The sequence below is a fragment of the Streptomyces sp. NPDC052109 genome (genome assembly GCF_040680195.1).
In the GTDB taxonomy this organism is placed as follows: Bacteria; Actinomycetota; Actinomycetes; order Streptomycetales; family Streptomycetaceae; genus Streptomyces.
Map to the genome: position 1 here is coordinate 246,655 of NZ_JBFAWF010000004.1, position 15,829 is coordinate 262,483.

Here is a 15,829-nt window from a genome sequence, read left to right on the forward strand (position 1 = left end):
GTGCCGGGCATGCGCAGAAGCTGGGTGACCGTCATGGCCGCGATGGCCGTCGCCACGGGGTGCGGAAGCGGCAGCGGTCCGGCCGCCGCGCCGTCGCCGCACGCGGCGTCCCCCGCCGCGGCGACCGGCCGGCTGACCGTCACCAGTTCCGCGTACGCCGACGGCGGCACCGTCCCGCGCCGCCACACCTGCGACGGCGCCGACGTCTCGCCTCCGCTGGACCTCACCGGCGTACCCGCGCACACGGCCGCGCTGGCCCTGCTCCTGCAGGACACCGACGCCCCGCACGGCACGTTCACGCACTGGCTGGCGTGGGACATCGACCCGCACACCACACGGTTGTCCGCGGGGGAGCATCCGCGAGGCGCCAGAGAGGGGCGCGACGACTTCGGGAAGACCGGGTACGCCGGGCCCTGCCCGCCGCGCGGTGACCGGCCGCACCACTACGTCCTCACGGTGTACGCCGCGGACCGCCGCGTCCCGCTCGCCGCGGGGGCCTCGCCGGCCGAGCTGTTGCGGGCTCTTTCGGGGCACACGCTCGCCATGGGGACGTTGACGGGCCGCTACGGCCGCGGATAGTGCCGCGACGGTCCCGTCGTGCGTCCGTCGGCAACGGAGGGAAGGGATGGCCGTGACGAAGAGGAGCTGCGAGGACCTCCGGGAGGCGCTGCGGCTCCCGCCGGGCGAGCCGGTCGATCTGTCCGCGTACGACACGCGGGCCACTCCCGGTGCCCCCGGTGGGAAGAGGCCGGCCCAGGAGGACGCCGTGCGCACGGGCAAGCGGCTGGCCCGGCTGCAGGAACGGCTGTGGGCGGCGGGCACGGCCGGGGACCGCCGGCGGGTGCTGCTGGTGCTCCAGGGCATGGACACCAGCGGCAAGGGCGGCACGGTCAAGCACGTCACCGGCCACCTCAATCCGTCCGGCTGCCGGATCCGGGCGTTCAAGGCGCCCACAGAGGAGGAGGGACGGCACGACTTCCTGTGGCGGGTGCGCGCGGCCCTGCCCCGGCAGGGTGAGATCGGCATCTTCGACCGCTCGCACTACGAGGACGTCCTCATCGCCCGCGTACGGCATCTTGTCGCGCCGGCCGAGGTCGGCAGCCGCCACGGCCTCATCAACGATTTCGAACGGTCCCTCGCCGAGGACGGCGTGACCGTGATCAAGTGCTTCCTGCACCTGTCCTACGAGGAACAGCGGCGCCGGCTGCTGCGCCGCCTGGACCGCCCCGACAAGCACTGGAAGTTCGACCCCACCGACATCGACGAGCGCGCCCTGTGGCCCGCCTACCAGGAGGCGTACGAACTGGCCCTGGAGCGCTGCGCGGCACCGTACGCGCCCTGGTACCTGATCCCCGCGGACCACAAGTGGTACCGGAACTGGGCGATCAGCCGCCTGCTGCTGGAGCACCTGGAGGAACTCGACCCGCGGTACCCGAAGGGCGACTTCGACGCGGCGGAGTGCCGGGAGCGGCTGCTGACGGAGCCGCCGCTGCCCGGCCCGGACCCCGCGCGGACCGCGTGAACAGACAGCAGGGCCCGGCGCTGTCCCGCCGTTCGGCATGATGCCCGGGGCGGCGGAGACGCGCTTCTGCCTCCGCCGCGAGGGCGTCGGGCGGTCCTGGGATGCCCCCGGCGGAACGCGCCCTCGCTGAGGAGCCCCAGGCGACGGCGGCTCGGCGCCGACCCCCGCACGAGCACCGGACCGGGCAGGCGCACCGAGGAGCCACTCTGGCCCCAACTGCCATGGAAACCCTGGAAACCCCAGGAGTTGAGTAGAGCCGCCGTGTTCGCGGCCCTGCGGGCGCGGCACGGTCGCGGCACGCGACGGGCGCGGGGCGTGCTGCCGGGGGCCAGGCTGACGAGACGTCCGCCGGTTCTTCGTCTCCACCCCCCCGGGCACCGGTCTGCCACACCGATGGTTTCCAGGCCGCGCCAGAAGTGGCGCAACGCCGCCGCCAACACCTGGCGGCCTTCCTGCGGGTCATCAGCCGCACCGGGCGCGCCGCGCTGCGCGGCACCGTCCTCGACTATGCCCGGCAGGACGCGTGGACGGGCCGCCACCTCGTCGAAGTCACCCGGCAGCGCCTCGGCGACATCTCGCGGGAGCTGCTGTGGCTGCCGGGCCACCCGGACACCCCGCCCGCGCTCGTCGGGTATCTGCGCCGCGTCGCGCTCCGGGCGGGCCGCGGCGACCGGGGAACGCCCTGGCCGGGCCTCTTCCTCGAACCCGACCGGATACCGGCGACGCCGGCCGGGCCGTCGAACGGCGGCCCACGGAACCGAAGCCGTCCCGAGCGGCGCCGGGGTCGCCGCCGCAAGGGTGACCCTGCCGCCGCGTCATCGGGCATATCGATATACAAGCGGCTATTCAGCCCTACGTTCGTACGGTGATCCCACAAGTACGCCGTATCACCGCCGTCTGCGCCCTGGGCGTGGCGCTCGCCGCCTGCGGTACCGCGGGCAGTGCGCGGCAGGCCCCGGCCGGGCCGTCCGCCCCGGCCTCCCGGTCCGCCTCGCGTCCACCGGTGCTGGTCCCGGGCCCCGGCGGCCTGACACCGGTCTTCGAGCACGGCCCACGAACCCTGGGCAAAACCGTCGCGCTGACCTTCGACGCCGACATGACCGCCGACCAGGGGCCCCGCGCGGCCGCCGGCGAGCACTTCGACAACCCCGGCCTCATCGGCGCCCTGCGCACACTGAAGGTCCCGGCGACGATCTTCATGACCGGCCGCTGGGCCGACGAGTACCCGACCGAGGCCCGCAGCCTCGGCCACGACCCGCAGTTCGAGGTCGCCAACCACTCCTACAGCCACTACGCGTTCACCGCGAAGTGCTACGGCCTGCCGACCCTGGATCCCGGCGAGATGCGCGAGGACGTGGAACGGGCGTATGCCTCCCTGCGCAGTGCGGGTGTTCCGCACGCGCTGCCGTACTTCCGCTTCCCCGGCGGCTGTTACAACCAGCAGGCCCTGCGCGCGCTGAGCGGCACCGGGGTGACGGCGGTGCAGTGGGACGTGGTGAGCGGCGACGCGTTCGCCAAGGACGCCGACGCCGTGACCCGGCAGGTGCTGGACGGGGTGAAGCCCGGCTCGGTGGTCATCATGCACTGCACCCGCAGCGCGGCCCCGACCACCGAGAAGGTCGTCCGCGCGGTCGTACCGGAACTGCGCAGGCGCGGCTACCGGTTCGTGAAGGTCTCCGAGCTCATCGGCGAGACCAGCAAACATCACTGAGCGTCCTACGCCGGAAGCATGAGCGACGAGGACTACTGCACGGTCGCCCGGGCGGCCAGGCCGCCGAAGGCCGAGGGGCCGCCGTACGCGGAGTGCGTGCTGTGCCGGGAGCCGACGGAGTATCCGGAGTCGTACAAGGGCATCACGCTCTGCCCGAGCTGCGAGTGGCTCGAGGCGCAGCGCGCCGCCTGCTCAGGGTGACCTGCGGGTGGCGAGCCCGGCGGCCACGGCGAAGGCCGCCGCCGTGAGCAGGGCCGCCCCGACCAGCGGCAGCAGCGGCACCGGCGCCCGGCCCGTCTGCGAGCCGGTGACCAGGCCCCTGACCGCGGCCTGCGCCGGGGAGCCGGTGAGCACCACCGCCAGCAGCGCGCCCAGCAGCATCGCGGGCACGGCGCGGCCGGTGGAGCGCAGCAGCGGCCGGTTGGTGAGCGCCCCGACGGCCGCGCCGAGCAGCGCGCAGGTGAGCGTGGCCGGCAGCCCGGCCGCGCCGGCCTTCAGCAGGGGTACGGGGACCCGGTGGCCGTTGCTCGCCGGATCGCTGATCAGCGTGATCACCAGGGTCGCCAGCACCCCGAGCGCCACCGCCGCCAGCAGCGCCGTCAGCAGACAGGCCAGGTGCGCCCGGGCGGAGCCGCGTGCGGCGGCGACACAGGCGCGGGCCGCGTCCGGCTCGGCGGTGACACAGATCCGCGCCAGCCAGGCGGCCACCGGGAGCAGACCGGCGGCGGTGTAGCCGAGGGAGTCGAGGACGGGCTGGCCGCTCTGCACGCCGACCGCCAGGAAGGCGGCGTACAGGATCACCGGCGGCAGCCAGCGCTGGGAGCGCACCAACAGGTCGGCCTGGTAGCGCAGGAGTGCGGTCATGGTCGGCTTCCGGGGTCGGCGGGCGGGGCGGGGGTTCCGGCGGCCGGGGTGAGGCCGGGGGGCGGGGCGACGCTCACGACGTGCCAGGGCGGCCGGGCCGTGAGCAGGGCGCGCAGGACGACGTCGGAGTGGGAGGCGGGGACGGCGAGCCGGTACACGCCGGGCGTGGTCTCCTCCACCGAGGCGGCCGTCCGGGCGGCGTCGGGCGCCAACTGCCCGCCGGCCGGCCCCCGCACGGTGACGAGGGTGAGCGGCCCGGCCGGTGAACTCCCGTCGGCCGTGCGGTGCTTGAGCCCGCCGCCGAGCACGGTGTACGTCGCGTCCGGTGCCCCGGCCAGCCGGCGCGGGTCGTGGTCCACGAACACCACCGCTCCCCCGGCGGCGGTCCGCTCGGCCACCGCCCGCTCCAGCTCCCCCCGTGCCGCCGCGTCCAGGCCCGTCCACGCCTCGTCCAGCACCAGCAGCTCCGGGTCGCCGAGCAGGGCCTGGGCGACGGCGACCTTCTGACTGCTGCCCTTGGACAGCTGGGCCATGGGCGTAGCGGCGTACGCCCCGGCGCCGAAGCGCTCCAGCCACACGCCCGCCGCGCGTTGTGCCGTCCGGCGGCTCAGGCCGTGCACCGTGCCGAGGTGGGTGAGATAGCCGAGGACGGTGAAGGGGAGCGCCGACGGGAACCGCTCCGGGACGTACGCCGTGCGCGGGTGGCCGGTGACGCGGCCCTCGCTGGGGGCGTCGAGCCTTGCGAGCAGGCGGAGCAGGGTGGACTTTCCGGTGCCGTTCGCTCCTTCAATGCGGGTGAGGGTTCCGGGGGTGACGGTGAGGTCGACGCCTCGTAACACCCAGGGGCCGCGGATGCCGTAGCGGCGGCCTACGGCGGTCAGTCGTAGGTCTCGTTGCATGGAGTGATTCTGTCCGGTCCCGCCGCAGAAGCTGATCAAGGGTCCGGGGTCCGAGACGACTGCGGCCGGTCACGCAGTTCCCCGCGCCCCTTAGGGTGGGCTGTCGTGAGCCATGTTTCCACCGCCCCCGGAGCCAGTCCCTTCCAGGCCGAGCGCAGCCCTCGCGACGATGCCCCCCAGTTCGTGCTGCCCCTTGTCGTGCGGATCGAGCGGAACGCGCCGCCCGCGCGCACCGACGCGCTGGAGACGGCCGCCCGGGCGGTGCTCGTGCTGCTCGGGGACGAGCGGGCGCAGGGCGACGGCGAGTGGGCCGAGGCGGTGCGGAGCTGGGAGGACGCGCGGATCCGGAAGGTCGTCCGGCGGGCCCGGGGCGCCGAGTGGCGGCGGGCCGAGACGCTGCCGGGGATCACTGTGCCCGGCGGGTCCGCGCAGGTACGGGTCTTCCCGCCGATCCCGCTCGACGGCTGGCCCAAGGACCTGGCCAAGCTCCAGGTGTCCGGCACCGAGCTGGACGACCCGGAGCCGCCCGCGGCCGCCGACCCGGCGCAGCCCGTGCTGTGGCTGAACCCGGAGCTGGAGATGTCGGCCGGGAAGGCGATGGCCCGGGCCGGGCACGGCGCCCAGCTGGCCTGGTGGGCGCTGTCGGACGCGGAGCGCGCCGCCTGGCGGGACGCCGGCTACGCGCTGGCCGTCCGCACGGCCGACCCCGCCGACTGGGCCCGGCTGACCGGCGGCGGGCTGCCGGTGGTGCGGGACGCCGGCTTCACGGAGATCGCCCCCGGCAGCTGCACGGTCGTCGCGGACCACCCCGCGCTGCGCTAGGAGGGGCCGATGACGCGGGTCGACGGGCGGGTCGAACGGGGCAACCGCACGCGCCGCCTGGTGCTGCGCCGCACGGTGGACATCGCCTCGGTCGAGGGCCTGGAGGCGCTCACCGTCGGCCGCCTCGCCGCCGAGCTGGAGCTGAGCAAGAGCGGGGTGTTCGCGCTCTTCGGCTCCAAGGAGGAACTGCAGCTGGCCACCGTGCGCGAGGCGGCGCGTATCTTCTCCGAGCGGGTGATCCGGCCCGCGGCCGAGACCCCGGCCGGCGTCGGCCGGGTGTGGCGGCTGTGCGAGCTGTGGCTGCAGTACTCGCGCGACCGGGTCTTCCCGGGCGGCTGCTTCTTCTACGGCGCCATGGCCGAGTTCGACGCGCGGACGGGGCCGGTGCACGACGCGGTGGTCCGCGCGCAGCGCGACTGGTCGGACCATGTCGAGCGCACGCTCGACGAGGCCCGTACGGCGGGTGAGCTGCGCGCCGACGCGGACGTCCCGCAACTCGCCTTCGAGGTGGTCGCGTTGCTGGAGACGGCGAACGCCCTGTCGGTGCTGCACGACGAGGAGACCGCGTACCGCAGGGCGCGCGTGGCCATCGCGCGGCGGTTGAGCGGCGCGGCCGCGGACGGCATCCCCCTGCCTCAAGTCTCCTGAAGTCGAGACGAGTTGGAGGACCACGCCTCCCAAAAAATAAGCACGATCGTTCGCTTTGTTTTAGGCTCGGGTCATGACCTTCACCGGAGCGGACTTCGTCGAACTCGACCGGATCGCCGTCCAGGAGGCCGTACGCGTGGTGGACCTTGCCACGCCCGCGGACTGGACGCGGGACACCCCCTGCGCGGGATGGACCCTGCGCAAGCTCGTCGCGCACATGAGCGCACAGCACTCCGGTTTCGCCGCCGCGGCACGCGGAGCGGGGCGGGAGGCCGGGTACTGGCGGGAGCCGGCGGACATGAGCGAGCCGGCCCGGACACACCGGGCGGCCGCCGCCTCGGTGCTCTCGGCCTTCGCCGAACCGGGCGTGCGGGAAAGGGAGTTCGCGCTCCCGGAGCTGGGCGCCGCGTTCCCGGGCGGACAGGCGGTCAGCTTCCACTTCGTCGACCACGTCGTGCACGCCTGGGACGTCGCCGCCGCCCTCGGCGTCGCCGTGGAACTCCCCGAGCACGTCCTGGTCGCCGCGCTCGCCGTGGCCCGTCAGGTGCCGGCCGATCCCGCCCGGCGCGGCCCGGGCTTCCCCTTCGCCCCGGCACTGGAGGTGCCCGAGGGGACCGGCCCCCTGGAGGAGGCCCTGCGGCTGCTGGGGCGCAGTCCGCGGCGGTGGCCGGCGCGACGCTGAAGCTCAAATGTTGCTCTGAACACGACACGGAGGAGGTTCGGGTCCGGTCGCCGGGGCCATACCCCCTGCATTCGAGGGAGGGGAGGCGCCATGCGGCGACTGGGCACGGGCATCGGCTGGCGGCCGGAGATCGCGGACGCCGTGGAGCGCATGCCGGGCATCGACTGGGTGGAGGTCGTGGCGGAGAACGTCTGCCCCGGTCACCTGCCCGCATCGCTGCTGCGGCTGCGCGAACACGGGGTGACCGTGATCCCGCACGGCGTCTCCCTCGGGCTGGGCGGCGCCGACCGCCCCGACGAGGGCCGGCTGTCGGCCCTCGCGGAGCGTGCGGAGGCCCTCGGCTCGCCGCTGGTCACCGAGCACCTCGCGTTCGTCCGCGCGGGCGGCCCACTCACCGCCTCCCCGCGACTGGAGGCCGGTCACCTGCTGCCGGTGCCGCGCACCAGGGACGCCCTGGACGTGCTCTGCGAGAACGTCCGCATCGCCCAGGACGCCCTTCCCGTGCCACTGGCCCTGGAGAACATCGCCGCCATGTTCTCCTGGCCTGGCGAGGAGCTGACCGAGGGGCAGTTCCTGTCCGAACTGGTCGAGCGCACCGGCGTGCGGCTGCTGATCGACGTGGCCAACCTGCACACCAACCATGTCAACCGGGGCGAGGACCCGGCCGAGGCGCTGGCCGCGCTGCCCGTGGAGGCGATCGCCTACGTCCATGTCGCGGGCGGCTTCGAGCGTGACGGCGTCTGGCACGACAGCCACGCCCACCCCGTGCCGCGTCCGGTGCTCGACATCCTGACGGAGCTCGCCTCCCGCACCGCACCGGCCGGCGTGCTGCTGGAACGGGACGAGAACTTTCCCGAACCGGCCGAGCTGGAACGGGAGTTGACGATGATCCGGGAGGCGGTGAGGGCGGGACGCGACCGGGCCGACGAGGACCGGGACGGGGCAGCCGACCCCGACGGTGGAGCGGCGGGCGGCGGTGATGCGGCGCCGGCCCGGCCGGTCGTCGGGGCACGGGAGCGGCTCGGGGTCGCCCAGGCCGCCGTACTGTCCTCGCTGGTGGCCGGGACGCCGGTGCCCGAGGGGTTCGACCGGGTGCGCATGGGGGTGCAGGCCCGGGCGCTCGCCTCGAAGCGGGCCGACGTGGTGGCCAAGGTGGCACCCGAACTGCCGGACATGCTCGGCCAGGGGTACCGGGCGGCGTTCCTGGACTACGCCCGGCTGCGGCCGATGACCGGCGGCTACCGACGGGACGCCCTGGACTTCGCCGGGCACCTGCTGGAGTCCGGGCGGCCGGAGGGCCCGGGGGGCCGGCGCGAGCTGCGGGAGTGGTGGCTGGACCGGGCGGGGCCGGCACCGAGGCCGTCCGGCGGGCGGGCGGCGCGGGCGGCGCGGGCGGCACGGAGGGTGCTGACACGGCACCGGCACTGAGCGGGGGTGGGGACGCTCACCGGGGTGGGCGCGGGGGTGCCTCCCCAGCGGCGGCACCCCCGCGCCCCGCCCGTGCCGCCGACAGCGGCACGACTGCTCGAGGTCAGGAGCGCTCCCGCCAACGGACGCGGGGCACCGCGCGCCCCGCCCCGACGCACCCGCCGCCCGCCGATCCATCGCGGCCCGGCGGCACCGACGCGCACCCACCCCCGCACCGCACCCGCCCCCACAGCACACACCGCACCCGCACGGCGACCAGGCGTACGCGGCCCGAGCCCCGCACGGAACCGCAGTAATATGCCAAGCCGCACCCGCCCCCGTGCACATTCGCGTGGGGCGCGCTACAGGAGGCGCCATGCGACCCCGACCCCCGATCAAGGGCCGAGGCATATTCAGCGGCACAGGCCTCGTCATCGCGGCCCTCGCGGCGACCGCGGCGGCGCTGCTCTACCCGCTCTGGTCGTACGCCGACCGCCCGAGCCCGGCGGCCGGCGCCACCGTGCTGAGCACGCAGACCGTGACGACCCCGTACGGCCCCCTGTCCGCACAGGACCGGGATCTGATCACCAAGGTCCGGCTGGCGGGGCTGTGGGAGCTTCCCGCCGGCGAACTGGCGGAGCGGAAGGGAACGACGGCGGCCGTGCGCACCGCGGGTCAGCACCTGGTCGACGGGCACACCTCGCTGGACGCCCATGTCCGCACCGTCGCCACCCAGCTCGGCGTGCCGCTGCCCAACGTGCCGGACGCGCAGCAGACGCAGTGGCTCGACACCCTGAGGACGGCCCAGGGCCAGGACTTCGACCGCCGGTTCGCCGGCCTCGTGCGGCTCGCTCACGGCCGGGTGTTCGCACTGATCGCGCAGGTCCGGGCCGGCACCCAGAACTCCCTGGTGCGCGATCTCGCCGACGACGCGAACGCGACGATCCTGGACCACATCAAGGCCCTGGAAGCGACCGGTTACGTCGACTTCGCCGCGCTCGCCGACGAGTTGGCGGCCTCACCCACGCCCGTGCCGACCCCGCCGGCCGTCGATCCGAGTGCCGCCGTGCCTCTGACGCCCTCGCCGAGCGAGTCGTACTCCATGCCGCCCGCCACCACCAGCCCGCCGCCGCGGACGAGCCGTTCCTGACCTGGACCCAAAGCGGAACGTCACATACCGCCAACACTGTGTCCGGATGATGAACAGGGCATGGCGCTCACCGAGGTCCCTGGCATAGAAACGCGTCATGTTCTGGGTCCTTCTCCTGCTCCTGGCCTGGGCTTTCGCCGGTACGGCGTGCACCCGGCTGTGCCTGGCGGCCGTCCGTTCCGCCGCCCTGGACGCGGATGCCGCGCCGGCGGAACAGGAGCACGAGCTGACGCTCTACGAGGCGGCCTTCCTGTCCGGCGGCCCCGCCCGGGTCGCCGACGTGACGATGGTCTCGATGGCCCGTCAGCGGCGCCTGCTGCTCGCGCACACAGGCTGGGCCACGGTGGTGGACCCGCGGGGCCGCGACGAGATCGAGCAGTCGGTCATAGGCGCCATCGGGCCGGAGGGACAGTCGCGGATCGCGCCCGCGCGGGCGCGGGCGGCCGGCGCCGAGGCCGTGCGGCGGCTCGCCGACGGGCTGGTGCGGGCCGGTCTGGCGGTCCCCGACGGCGCCGGCGCGACGGTGGGGGCGGCCGTGCGCCAGGTGCGCGCCGCCGCGTCGGCCGTGGCCGCGCTCGGCGTGACCGCGCTGCTGCTGCCCGCCCAGACCGGGACGCCGCGTCTGCTGGTCGGCCTGTGGTTCGCGCTGCCCCTCGTCCTGTCGCTGAGCTGCCTCGCCATCGCCCGGTTCGAGGTGCATCCCTACGCGCGCTGGGCCTCCCCGGCCGGGCAGCGGCTGCTGGGCGCGCTCGTGCGCAGGCCGGCCGGCGACGAGCGGTCGTTCCTCACCTCGGTCGCCGTACGCGGGATCCGCGCGATCGGCGAGCCGCAGCTCCGCGCCGCCTTCACCCACCGCGACCAGCCCTGGCGGGAGTGAGAGCGGGGGGCGCACAGGGGGCATTGGCGCCGACACCGGCCGGACGGTGCTTGCCTTCACCGTCGGCCGAACGAAATATCCCTTTTGTTGTCGCCGGGAGCGTGGCAGCCGTGTGCCTCGCCGCCGCACCGAAGGGATACGCGATGAGAGATGCCGCCCTGTACGCGGCCGCCGGGTCCTTGCTCCTGACCACCCTGGCCGCCGCGCCGGCCGGCCACGCGGCCGCCGGGAGGGTGGCGGCCGGTGCTCCCGGCACGGCCGAGCTGCACGGCGCCGAGGCGGCCGTGGCCCGCGCACGGACGGCCGGCATCGACTTCGGCGCCTGCTCCCGCGCCGACGTACCGCAGGCGCCGAAGGGTCTGCGGTGCGGCACGGTGACCGTCCCACTGGACTACGCCCGCCCGAACGGCCCGCAGATCAAACTGACCGTCAGCCGGATCCCTGCGACGCAGAGGGACCCGCGCAACAGCAAGCGGAAGGTTCCCCGGCAGGGCGCCCTCGTCTACAACCCCGGCGGGCCCGGGGCGTCCAGCGTGTACTTCCCGGCGATCGGCGCGCTCCCGCCGTGGAAGCGGATCGCCGCCGCCTACGACCTCGTCGGCTACGCCCCGCGCGGCGTGGGCCGTTCCGCGCCGCTGTCCTGCGAGGACCCGAAACGCTTCTTCAAAGGTCCCACCGCCTCGCCAGCGCACCCCTCCGAGGCGTACAAGCGGCAGCGCATCGCGCAGGCCAAGGCCTACGCCCGCGGCTGCGCCCGGCGCTCCGGGAGCAAGCTGCGCTTCTTCACCTCGCTGAACAACGCCCGGGACCTCGACGTGCTGCGGGCCGCGCTGGGCGAGGACCGGCTGACGTTCGTGGGGGCGTCGTACGGCACCTACTTCGGATCGCTGTACGCGGCGATGTTCCCCACGCACGTACGGCGCATGGTGCTGGACGCGGCGGTGAACCCGGCCCCGGAGAAGATCTGGTACCGCACCAACCTCGACCAGTCGGCCGCGTTCGAGGACCGCTGGGCGGACTTCCGGGACTGGATCGCCCGCCACCACGACGTCTACCGGCTCGGTGACACCGCCGGGAAGGTGCAGCGCAGTTACGACACCGCGCGGAACCGGCTGGCCGGGAAGGCGGCCGGCGGGAAGGTCGGCCCCGAGCAGCTGCAGAACGCGTTCCTGACGGCCGGGTACTACGACGACTTCTGGCCGAGCCGCGCCGCGGCCCTCTCGGCGTATCTGCACGGCGACCCCAAGCTCCTGGTACGGCTGGCGGCGCCCAGGCCGGAGACGGCCGCGGAGGCGGAGAACAGCAGCGCGGTCTACACGGCCGTGGAGTGCAACGACGCGCCCTGGCCGACGGACTGGAAGGTGTGGGACCGGGACAACACCCGCCTCGCGCGGGTCGCCCCCTTCGAGACCTGGGACAACGCGTGGATGAACCTGCCGTGCGCCTACTGGCCGGCGGCCCGGCAGCAGCCGCTGGACGTGCGGACCGGGCCGGGTGAGCTGCCGCCGGTGCTGATCCTGGCGGCGGAGCGGGACGCGGCGGCGCCGTATCCGGGCGCCCTGGAGATGAACCGGCGGCTGGCCGGCTCGGTGCTGGTGACCGAGCGGGACGCGGGCACGCACGGCATCGGGGGCGGCCCCAACACCTGCGTCAACGGCCACCTCGAGGCGTACCTCCTGGAGGGCCGTGTGCCCGGGCGGCGCGCGTCGTGCGCGCCGCACCGACTGCCTCCGGCGGTGGGGCCGGCGAAAGAGCCCCGGCGGGGGTCTCCTCGCAGTGGCCGGCGCTAGGAGCCCGGCGGCGCGCTCAGGCCAGGCCTGCCACCAAGTCGCTGAGGTCCTTGCGGCGGCCCGTGAAGAACGGGATCTCCTCGCGGACGTGCATGCGGGCCTCGGAGCCGCGCAGGTGGCGCATGAGGTCGACGATGCGGTACAGCTCGTCGGCCTCGAAGGCCAGGATCCACTCGTAGTCGCCGAGGGAGAACGAGGCCACCGTGTTGGCGCGCACGTCCGGGTAGCCGCGGGCCATCTTGCCGTGGTCGGCGAGCATGCGGCGGCGGTCCTCGTCGGGGAGCAGGTACCAGTCGTAGGAGCGCACGAACGGGTAGACGCTCACGTAGTTGCGGGGCGTCTCGTCGGCGAGGAACGCCGGGATGTGCGAGCGGTTGAACTCGGCCGGGCGGTGCAACGCCATGTTCGACCACACCGGCTCAAGCGCGCGGCCCAGCTTGGTGCGGCGGAAGAGGTTGTACGCCTCCTGGAGCTGGTCGCTGGTCTCGGCGTGCCACCAGATCATGAGGTCGGCGTCGGCGCGCAGGCCGGAGACGTCGTAGGTGCCGCGGATCGTCACGTCCTTGGCGGCGAGCTGGTCGAACAGCTCCTGGACCTCGTCCGCGTAACCCGCGCGGTCCTCCGGCAGCACGTCCTTCAGCTTGAAGACCGACCACAGGGTGTAGCGGATGACCTCGTTGAGGTCCTTGGCCAGCTTGCCCTTGTTCGGGATCCTGCCGGACTCGGTGGTGGGGGCGTCGTCACTCATGCTCCCTATTCTCCCGCTCCGCCGTGGAGGCTCTGCACCGGGTTGGCGGTCAGCTCCCGGACGCCGCTCGGGTCGCCGCCGAGCTGGTCGACGGCCGCGTGGGCGCTCGCGACGCACGCCGGGATGCCGACGCCGTCGTACTGCGCACCGCACACCGCGAGGCCCGGCAGCTTGGCGACGTGCTCGCGGATGCGGGCCACGCGCGCGTGGTGCCCCACCGGGTACTGCGGCAGCCCGTCGGTCCAGCGGGTGACCCGGCTCTCCAGCGGCACGGCGTCCAGGCCGGTGGCCTCCCCGAGGTCGTGCCGGGAGACCTCCACCAGGGCGGCGTCGTCCCGCTGGAGGATCTCGGTCTCGCCGTGCCGCCCCACGGAGGTGCGCAGCACCACCACGTCCGGGTCCTCCTCGGCGATCCAGCCCCACTTCTGGGACGCGAAGGTCGAGGCCTTGATGGTCCGCCCGTCGACGGGGGGCACGAGGAAGCCGCTGCCTTCCGGGAGCTTCAGGTCCGCGCGCCGGTAGGCGAGGGTGACCAGGGCCATCGAGGCGTACTCGACAGCGGCGAGTTCCGCCGCCGCGGCCGGGGCCTCGGCGCGCAGGAGGCCGGCGGCGACGCCCGCGGGGACGGCGAGGACGACCGCGTCCGCGTGCAGCACGCGGTCACCGGCGACGACGCGCCAGGTGGCGTGCGCTCCCCCGGGTGCCGCCGTGCTCGCCTCCGCCGCACCCCCTTCCGGGGCGCTCGCCGGTTCTGTGCCCTCGCGGCGCAGCTCCCGCACCGGCGTTCCGGTGAGGATCTCTGCCCCGCGTGACCGCACCGACTCCGCGACCGCGAGCGGGAGGCTGCCCACGCCGCCCTCGACACCCATGAAGACCGGGCCCGTCTGCTGGTTCGCCGCGGCCTTGGCCTGGATCTCGCGGACCCCTTCGGTGAGGGAGGTGTGGGCGCGGGCGGCCTGGAAGAGCTGGGGGACGGCCGAGCGCATCGAGATGCGGTACGCGTCACCCGCGTACACCCCGCCGAGCAGGGGCTCGACCAGGCGGTCGACGACCTCTCGGCCGAGCCGGGCGGCGACGTACTCCCCCACGGCCACGTCGTCGCCCACCTCCGTGCGCGGCAGGTCGGCGTCGCGCTCGATGCGGGCGAGGCCCTCGTCGGACAGCACACCGGCGAGCGCTGCGGCGGTGCCGGGCACGCCCATCACATGGCCCTTGGGCATGGGGCGCAGGGCCCCACGGGTCCAGATCGAGGCCGTCGCCGTGGCCGGCGGCTGGAGCCGCCCGGCGAGGCCCACCTCGCGGGCGAGGGTCACCGCCTCGGGGCGGCGGGCGAGCATCGACTCCGCGCCCAGATCGACCCGGACGCCCGCGATCTCGCCGGACAGCAGCTTGCCGCCGACCCGGTCGGCGGCCTCCAGCACGGTCACGCGCGCGCCGCGCCCCAGCAGCCGGTGCGCGGCGGCCAGCCCCGCGATACCGGCTCCGATGACGACGACATGTCCCGTACGCGTACCCGTTGCGCTCATGCGCCCACTCTCTCAGACCCCACTGACACCGCCGAGCCGCCCCGGTGGCCGGGCCGAGTCCGGACCGTGACCGGTTCGGAACCATCCGGCCCCAACGTTCCCGTGGGCCCGGCCGTCGTAGGTGCGTCTCAGGTCTCGGCCCTCGGGGAGTACGCCCATGCGCACACAGTGCACACCACGTTCCGCACGGCCCGCACGCTCTCTCCGGGCGCTGGCCGGGCTGCTGCTCGCCGGCTCCCTCGCGCTCGCCGGATGCGGCGCGGACGACTCGGGCGGCGGTGACTCGGCGAAGTCGGCCGCGAAGGGCCCCGTCGCGGCCGCCGGGCAGGGCGGGGCGGACCAGGCCGGGTCCGGCGGTTCCGGGTCGTCTCCCAAGGCGCCCGACCTCACCCCCGGCGCGATCATCCGCACCGCCTCCCTCACCGTTCAGGTGGCGGACGTGCCCGAGGCCCTGGACCGGGCCCGCGCCACCGCCGAGGGCGCGGGCGGCTACGTCGGCAAGGAGAGCACGAGCCGGGACGCCGGCGGCCGTGAGCGCACCCGGGTCGTCCTGCGCGTGCCCAGCGCCCGGTACGACGAGGTCCTCACCGCGCTCCAGGGGACGGGCAGGCTGATCGACCGTACGGCCCAGGCGGTGGACGTCACCGACCAGGTCGTGGACGTCGACAGCCGCGTGAAGTCGCAGCGGGCCAGCGTGGACCGGATCCGCGCGCTGATGAGCCGGGCGACCAAGCTGAGCGATGTCGTCGCTCTGGAGGGCGAGTTGAGCAGTCGTCAGGCGGACCTGGAGTCGCTGCTGGCCCGGCAGGCGTCCCTGAAGGACCGTACGAGCCTCGCCACCATCACGCTGTCGCTGTCCGAGAAGCCGGTGCGGAAGGCGGGCGGTGACGACTCTCCCGGCGTCGTGGACGCGCTGTCGGGCGGCTGGCACGTGTTCGTCACCCTGTTGCGCTGGGTCGTCCTCGCGCTCGGCGCCGCTCTGCCGTTCCTGGCCTGCGCGGCGCTGCTGACGGTGCTGTGGCTGCGGGTCGTGCGTCCCCGGCTGCCGCGCCACGGCGGGCCCGTGCCCGCGATGACGGCGCTGGGCCCGCTGCCGCCGGCCCGTCCGGCGCCGGAGTCCGCCGGGGAGCGGTCCGACGCCGGGGAGGGGTCCGGCCGGGACTGACCCGCCCCCGCCCCGTAG

17 protein-coding genes are annotated in these 15,829 nt (G+C 74.7%); 13 read left to right on the forward strand and 4 right to left on the reverse strand.

The annotated features are described in order from the left end of the window. Window positions 1–9 precede the first annotated feature (9 nt). The 5 genes from AB0L59_RS12105 to AB0L59_RS12125 all read left to right on the forward strand — a co-directional run bounded on the left by AB0L59_RS12105 (window position 10) and on the right by AB0L59_RS12125 (window position 3,434). Window positions 10–579, forward strand: coding sequence for a YbhB/YbcL family Raf kinase inhibitor-like protein (locus AB0L59_RS12105; RefSeq protein ID WP_365581950.1), 570 nt, complete (start codon window positions 10–12; stop codon window positions 577–579). Window positions 580–625: 46 nt separating this feature from the next. Next, window positions 626–1,522: a PPK2 family polyphosphate kinase gene (locus tag AB0L59_RS12110; protein ID WP_365581951.1), complete on the forward strand. Its 897-nt coding sequence runs from the start codon at window positions 626–628 to the stop codon at window positions 1,520–1,522. 416 nt (window positions 1,523–1,938) lie between these two features. Then, window positions 1,939–2,391, forward strand: a complete 453-nt coding sequence (locus AB0L59_RS12115; protein WP_365581952.1) for a hypothetical protein — start codon at window positions 1,939–1,941, stop codon at window positions 2,389–2,391. After that, window positions 2,388–3,233, forward strand: coding sequence for a polysaccharide deacetylase family protein (locus AB0L59_RS12120; RefSeq protein ID WP_365581953.1), 846 nt, complete (start codon window positions 2,388–2,390; stop codon window positions 3,231–3,233). Before AB0L59_RS12115 ends, AB0L59_RS12120 begins: the two co-directional genes overlap by 4 nt. A gap of 18 nt (window positions 3,234–3,251) precedes the next feature. Next, window positions 3,252–3,434, forward strand: coding sequence for a hypothetical protein (locus tag AB0L59_RS12125; RefSeq protein WP_365581955.1), 183 nt, complete (start codon window positions 3,252–3,254; stop codon window positions 3,432–3,434). Here AB0L59_RS12125 and AB0L59_RS12130 read toward each other — a convergent pair. Together AB0L59_RS12130 and AB0L59_RS12135 are read right to left on the reverse strand one after the other, a co-directional pair. Beyond that, complete coding sequence (locus AB0L59_RS12130) at window positions 3,426–4,097, reverse strand: ABC transporter (RefSeq protein ID WP_365581957.1); 672 nt, start codon at window positions 4,095–4,097, stop codon at window positions 3,426–3,428. The genes AB0L59_RS12125 and AB0L59_RS12130 overlap by 9 nt on opposite strands. Beyond that, window positions 4,094–4,996, reverse strand: a complete 903-nt coding sequence (locus AB0L59_RS12135) for an ATP-binding cassette domain-containing protein (protein ID WP_365581958.1) — start codon at window positions 4,994–4,996, stop codon at window positions 4,094–4,096. Before AB0L59_RS12135 ends, AB0L59_RS12130 begins: the two co-directional genes overlap by 4 nt. Before the next feature lie 105 nt (window positions 4,997–5,101). Between AB0L59_RS12135 and AB0L59_RS12140 the strand changes: the two genes are divergently transcribed. The 7 genes from AB0L59_RS12140 to AB0L59_RS12170 all read left to right on the forward strand — a co-directional run bounded on the left by AB0L59_RS12140 (window position 5,102) and on the right by AB0L59_RS12170 (window position 12,372). Further along, a complete protein-coding gene (locus tag AB0L59_RS12140; protein ID WP_365581959.1) occupies window positions 5,102–5,818 on the forward strand; it encodes a peptidyl-tRNA hydrolase in 717 nt (238 codons plus the stop codon). A gap of 9 nt (window positions 5,819–5,827) precedes the next feature. Then, on the forward strand, window positions 5,828–6,466 hold the full coding sequence (locus AB0L59_RS12145; protein ID WP_365581960.1) for a TetR/AcrR family transcriptional regulator: 639 nt from the start codon (window positions 5,828–5,830) through the stop codon (window positions 6,464–6,466). A gap of 73 nt (window positions 6,467–6,539) precedes the next feature. After that, entirely contained in the window at window positions 6,540–7,148 is a 609-nt protein-coding gene (locus AB0L59_RS12150) for a TIGR03086 family metal-binding protein (protein WP_365581961.1), read from the forward strand. A 90-nt stretch (window positions 7,149–7,238) separates the two neighbouring features. Then, window positions 7,239–8,576 (forward strand): DUF692 domain-containing protein, encoded by a 1,338-nt coding sequence (locus tag AB0L59_RS12155; RefSeq protein WP_365581963.1) that lies wholly within the window; start codon window positions 7,239–7,241, stop codon window positions 8,574–8,576. 355 nt (window positions 8,577–8,931) lie between these two features. After that, on the forward strand, window positions 8,932–9,705 hold the full coding sequence (locus AB0L59_RS12160; protein WP_365581965.1) for a DUF4142 domain-containing protein: 774 nt from the start codon (window positions 8,932–8,934) through the stop codon (window positions 9,703–9,705). A 97-nt stretch (window positions 9,706–9,802) separates the two neighbouring features. Further along, entirely contained in the window at window positions 9,803–10,582 is a 780-nt protein-coding gene (locus AB0L59_RS12165) for a TIGR04222 domain-containing membrane protein (protein ID WP_365581967.1), read from the forward strand. Between the two features lie 143 nt (window positions 10,583–10,725). Further along, complete coding sequence (locus AB0L59_RS12170; protein WP_365581969.1) at window positions 10,726–12,372, forward strand: alpha/beta hydrolase; 1,647 nt, start codon at window positions 10,726–10,728, stop codon at window positions 12,370–12,372. Window positions 12,373–12,388: 16 nt separating this feature from the next. Here AB0L59_RS12170 and hemQ read toward each other — a convergent pair whose 3' ends face one another. Together hemQ and hemG are read right to left on the reverse strand one after the other, a co-directional pair. Next, window positions 12,389–13,120 (reverse strand): hydrogen peroxide-dependent heme synthase, encoded by a 732-nt coding sequence (hemQ, locus tag AB0L59_RS12175; protein ID WP_365581971.1) that lies wholly within the window; start codon window positions 13,118–13,120, stop codon window positions 12,389–12,391. Between the two features lie 5 nt (window positions 13,121–13,125). After that, complete coding sequence (hemG, locus tag AB0L59_RS12180) at window positions 13,126–14,646, reverse strand: protoporphyrinogen oxidase (RefSeq protein ID WP_365581972.1); 1,521 nt, start codon at window positions 14,644–14,646, stop codon at window positions 13,126–13,128. A 157-nt stretch (window positions 14,647–14,803) separates the two neighbouring features. Here hemG and AB0L59_RS12185 point away from each other — a divergent pair, with 157 nt between their 5' ends. After that, the gene (locus AB0L59_RS12185; protein ID WP_365581973.1) at window positions 14,804–15,811 is read left to right on the forward strand and encodes a DUF4349 domain-containing protein; all 1,008 of its coding nucleotides are present in this window, start codon (window positions 14,804–14,806) and stop codon (window positions 15,809–15,811) included. The last annotated feature ends 18 nt before the right edge of the window (window positions 15,812–15,829 follow it).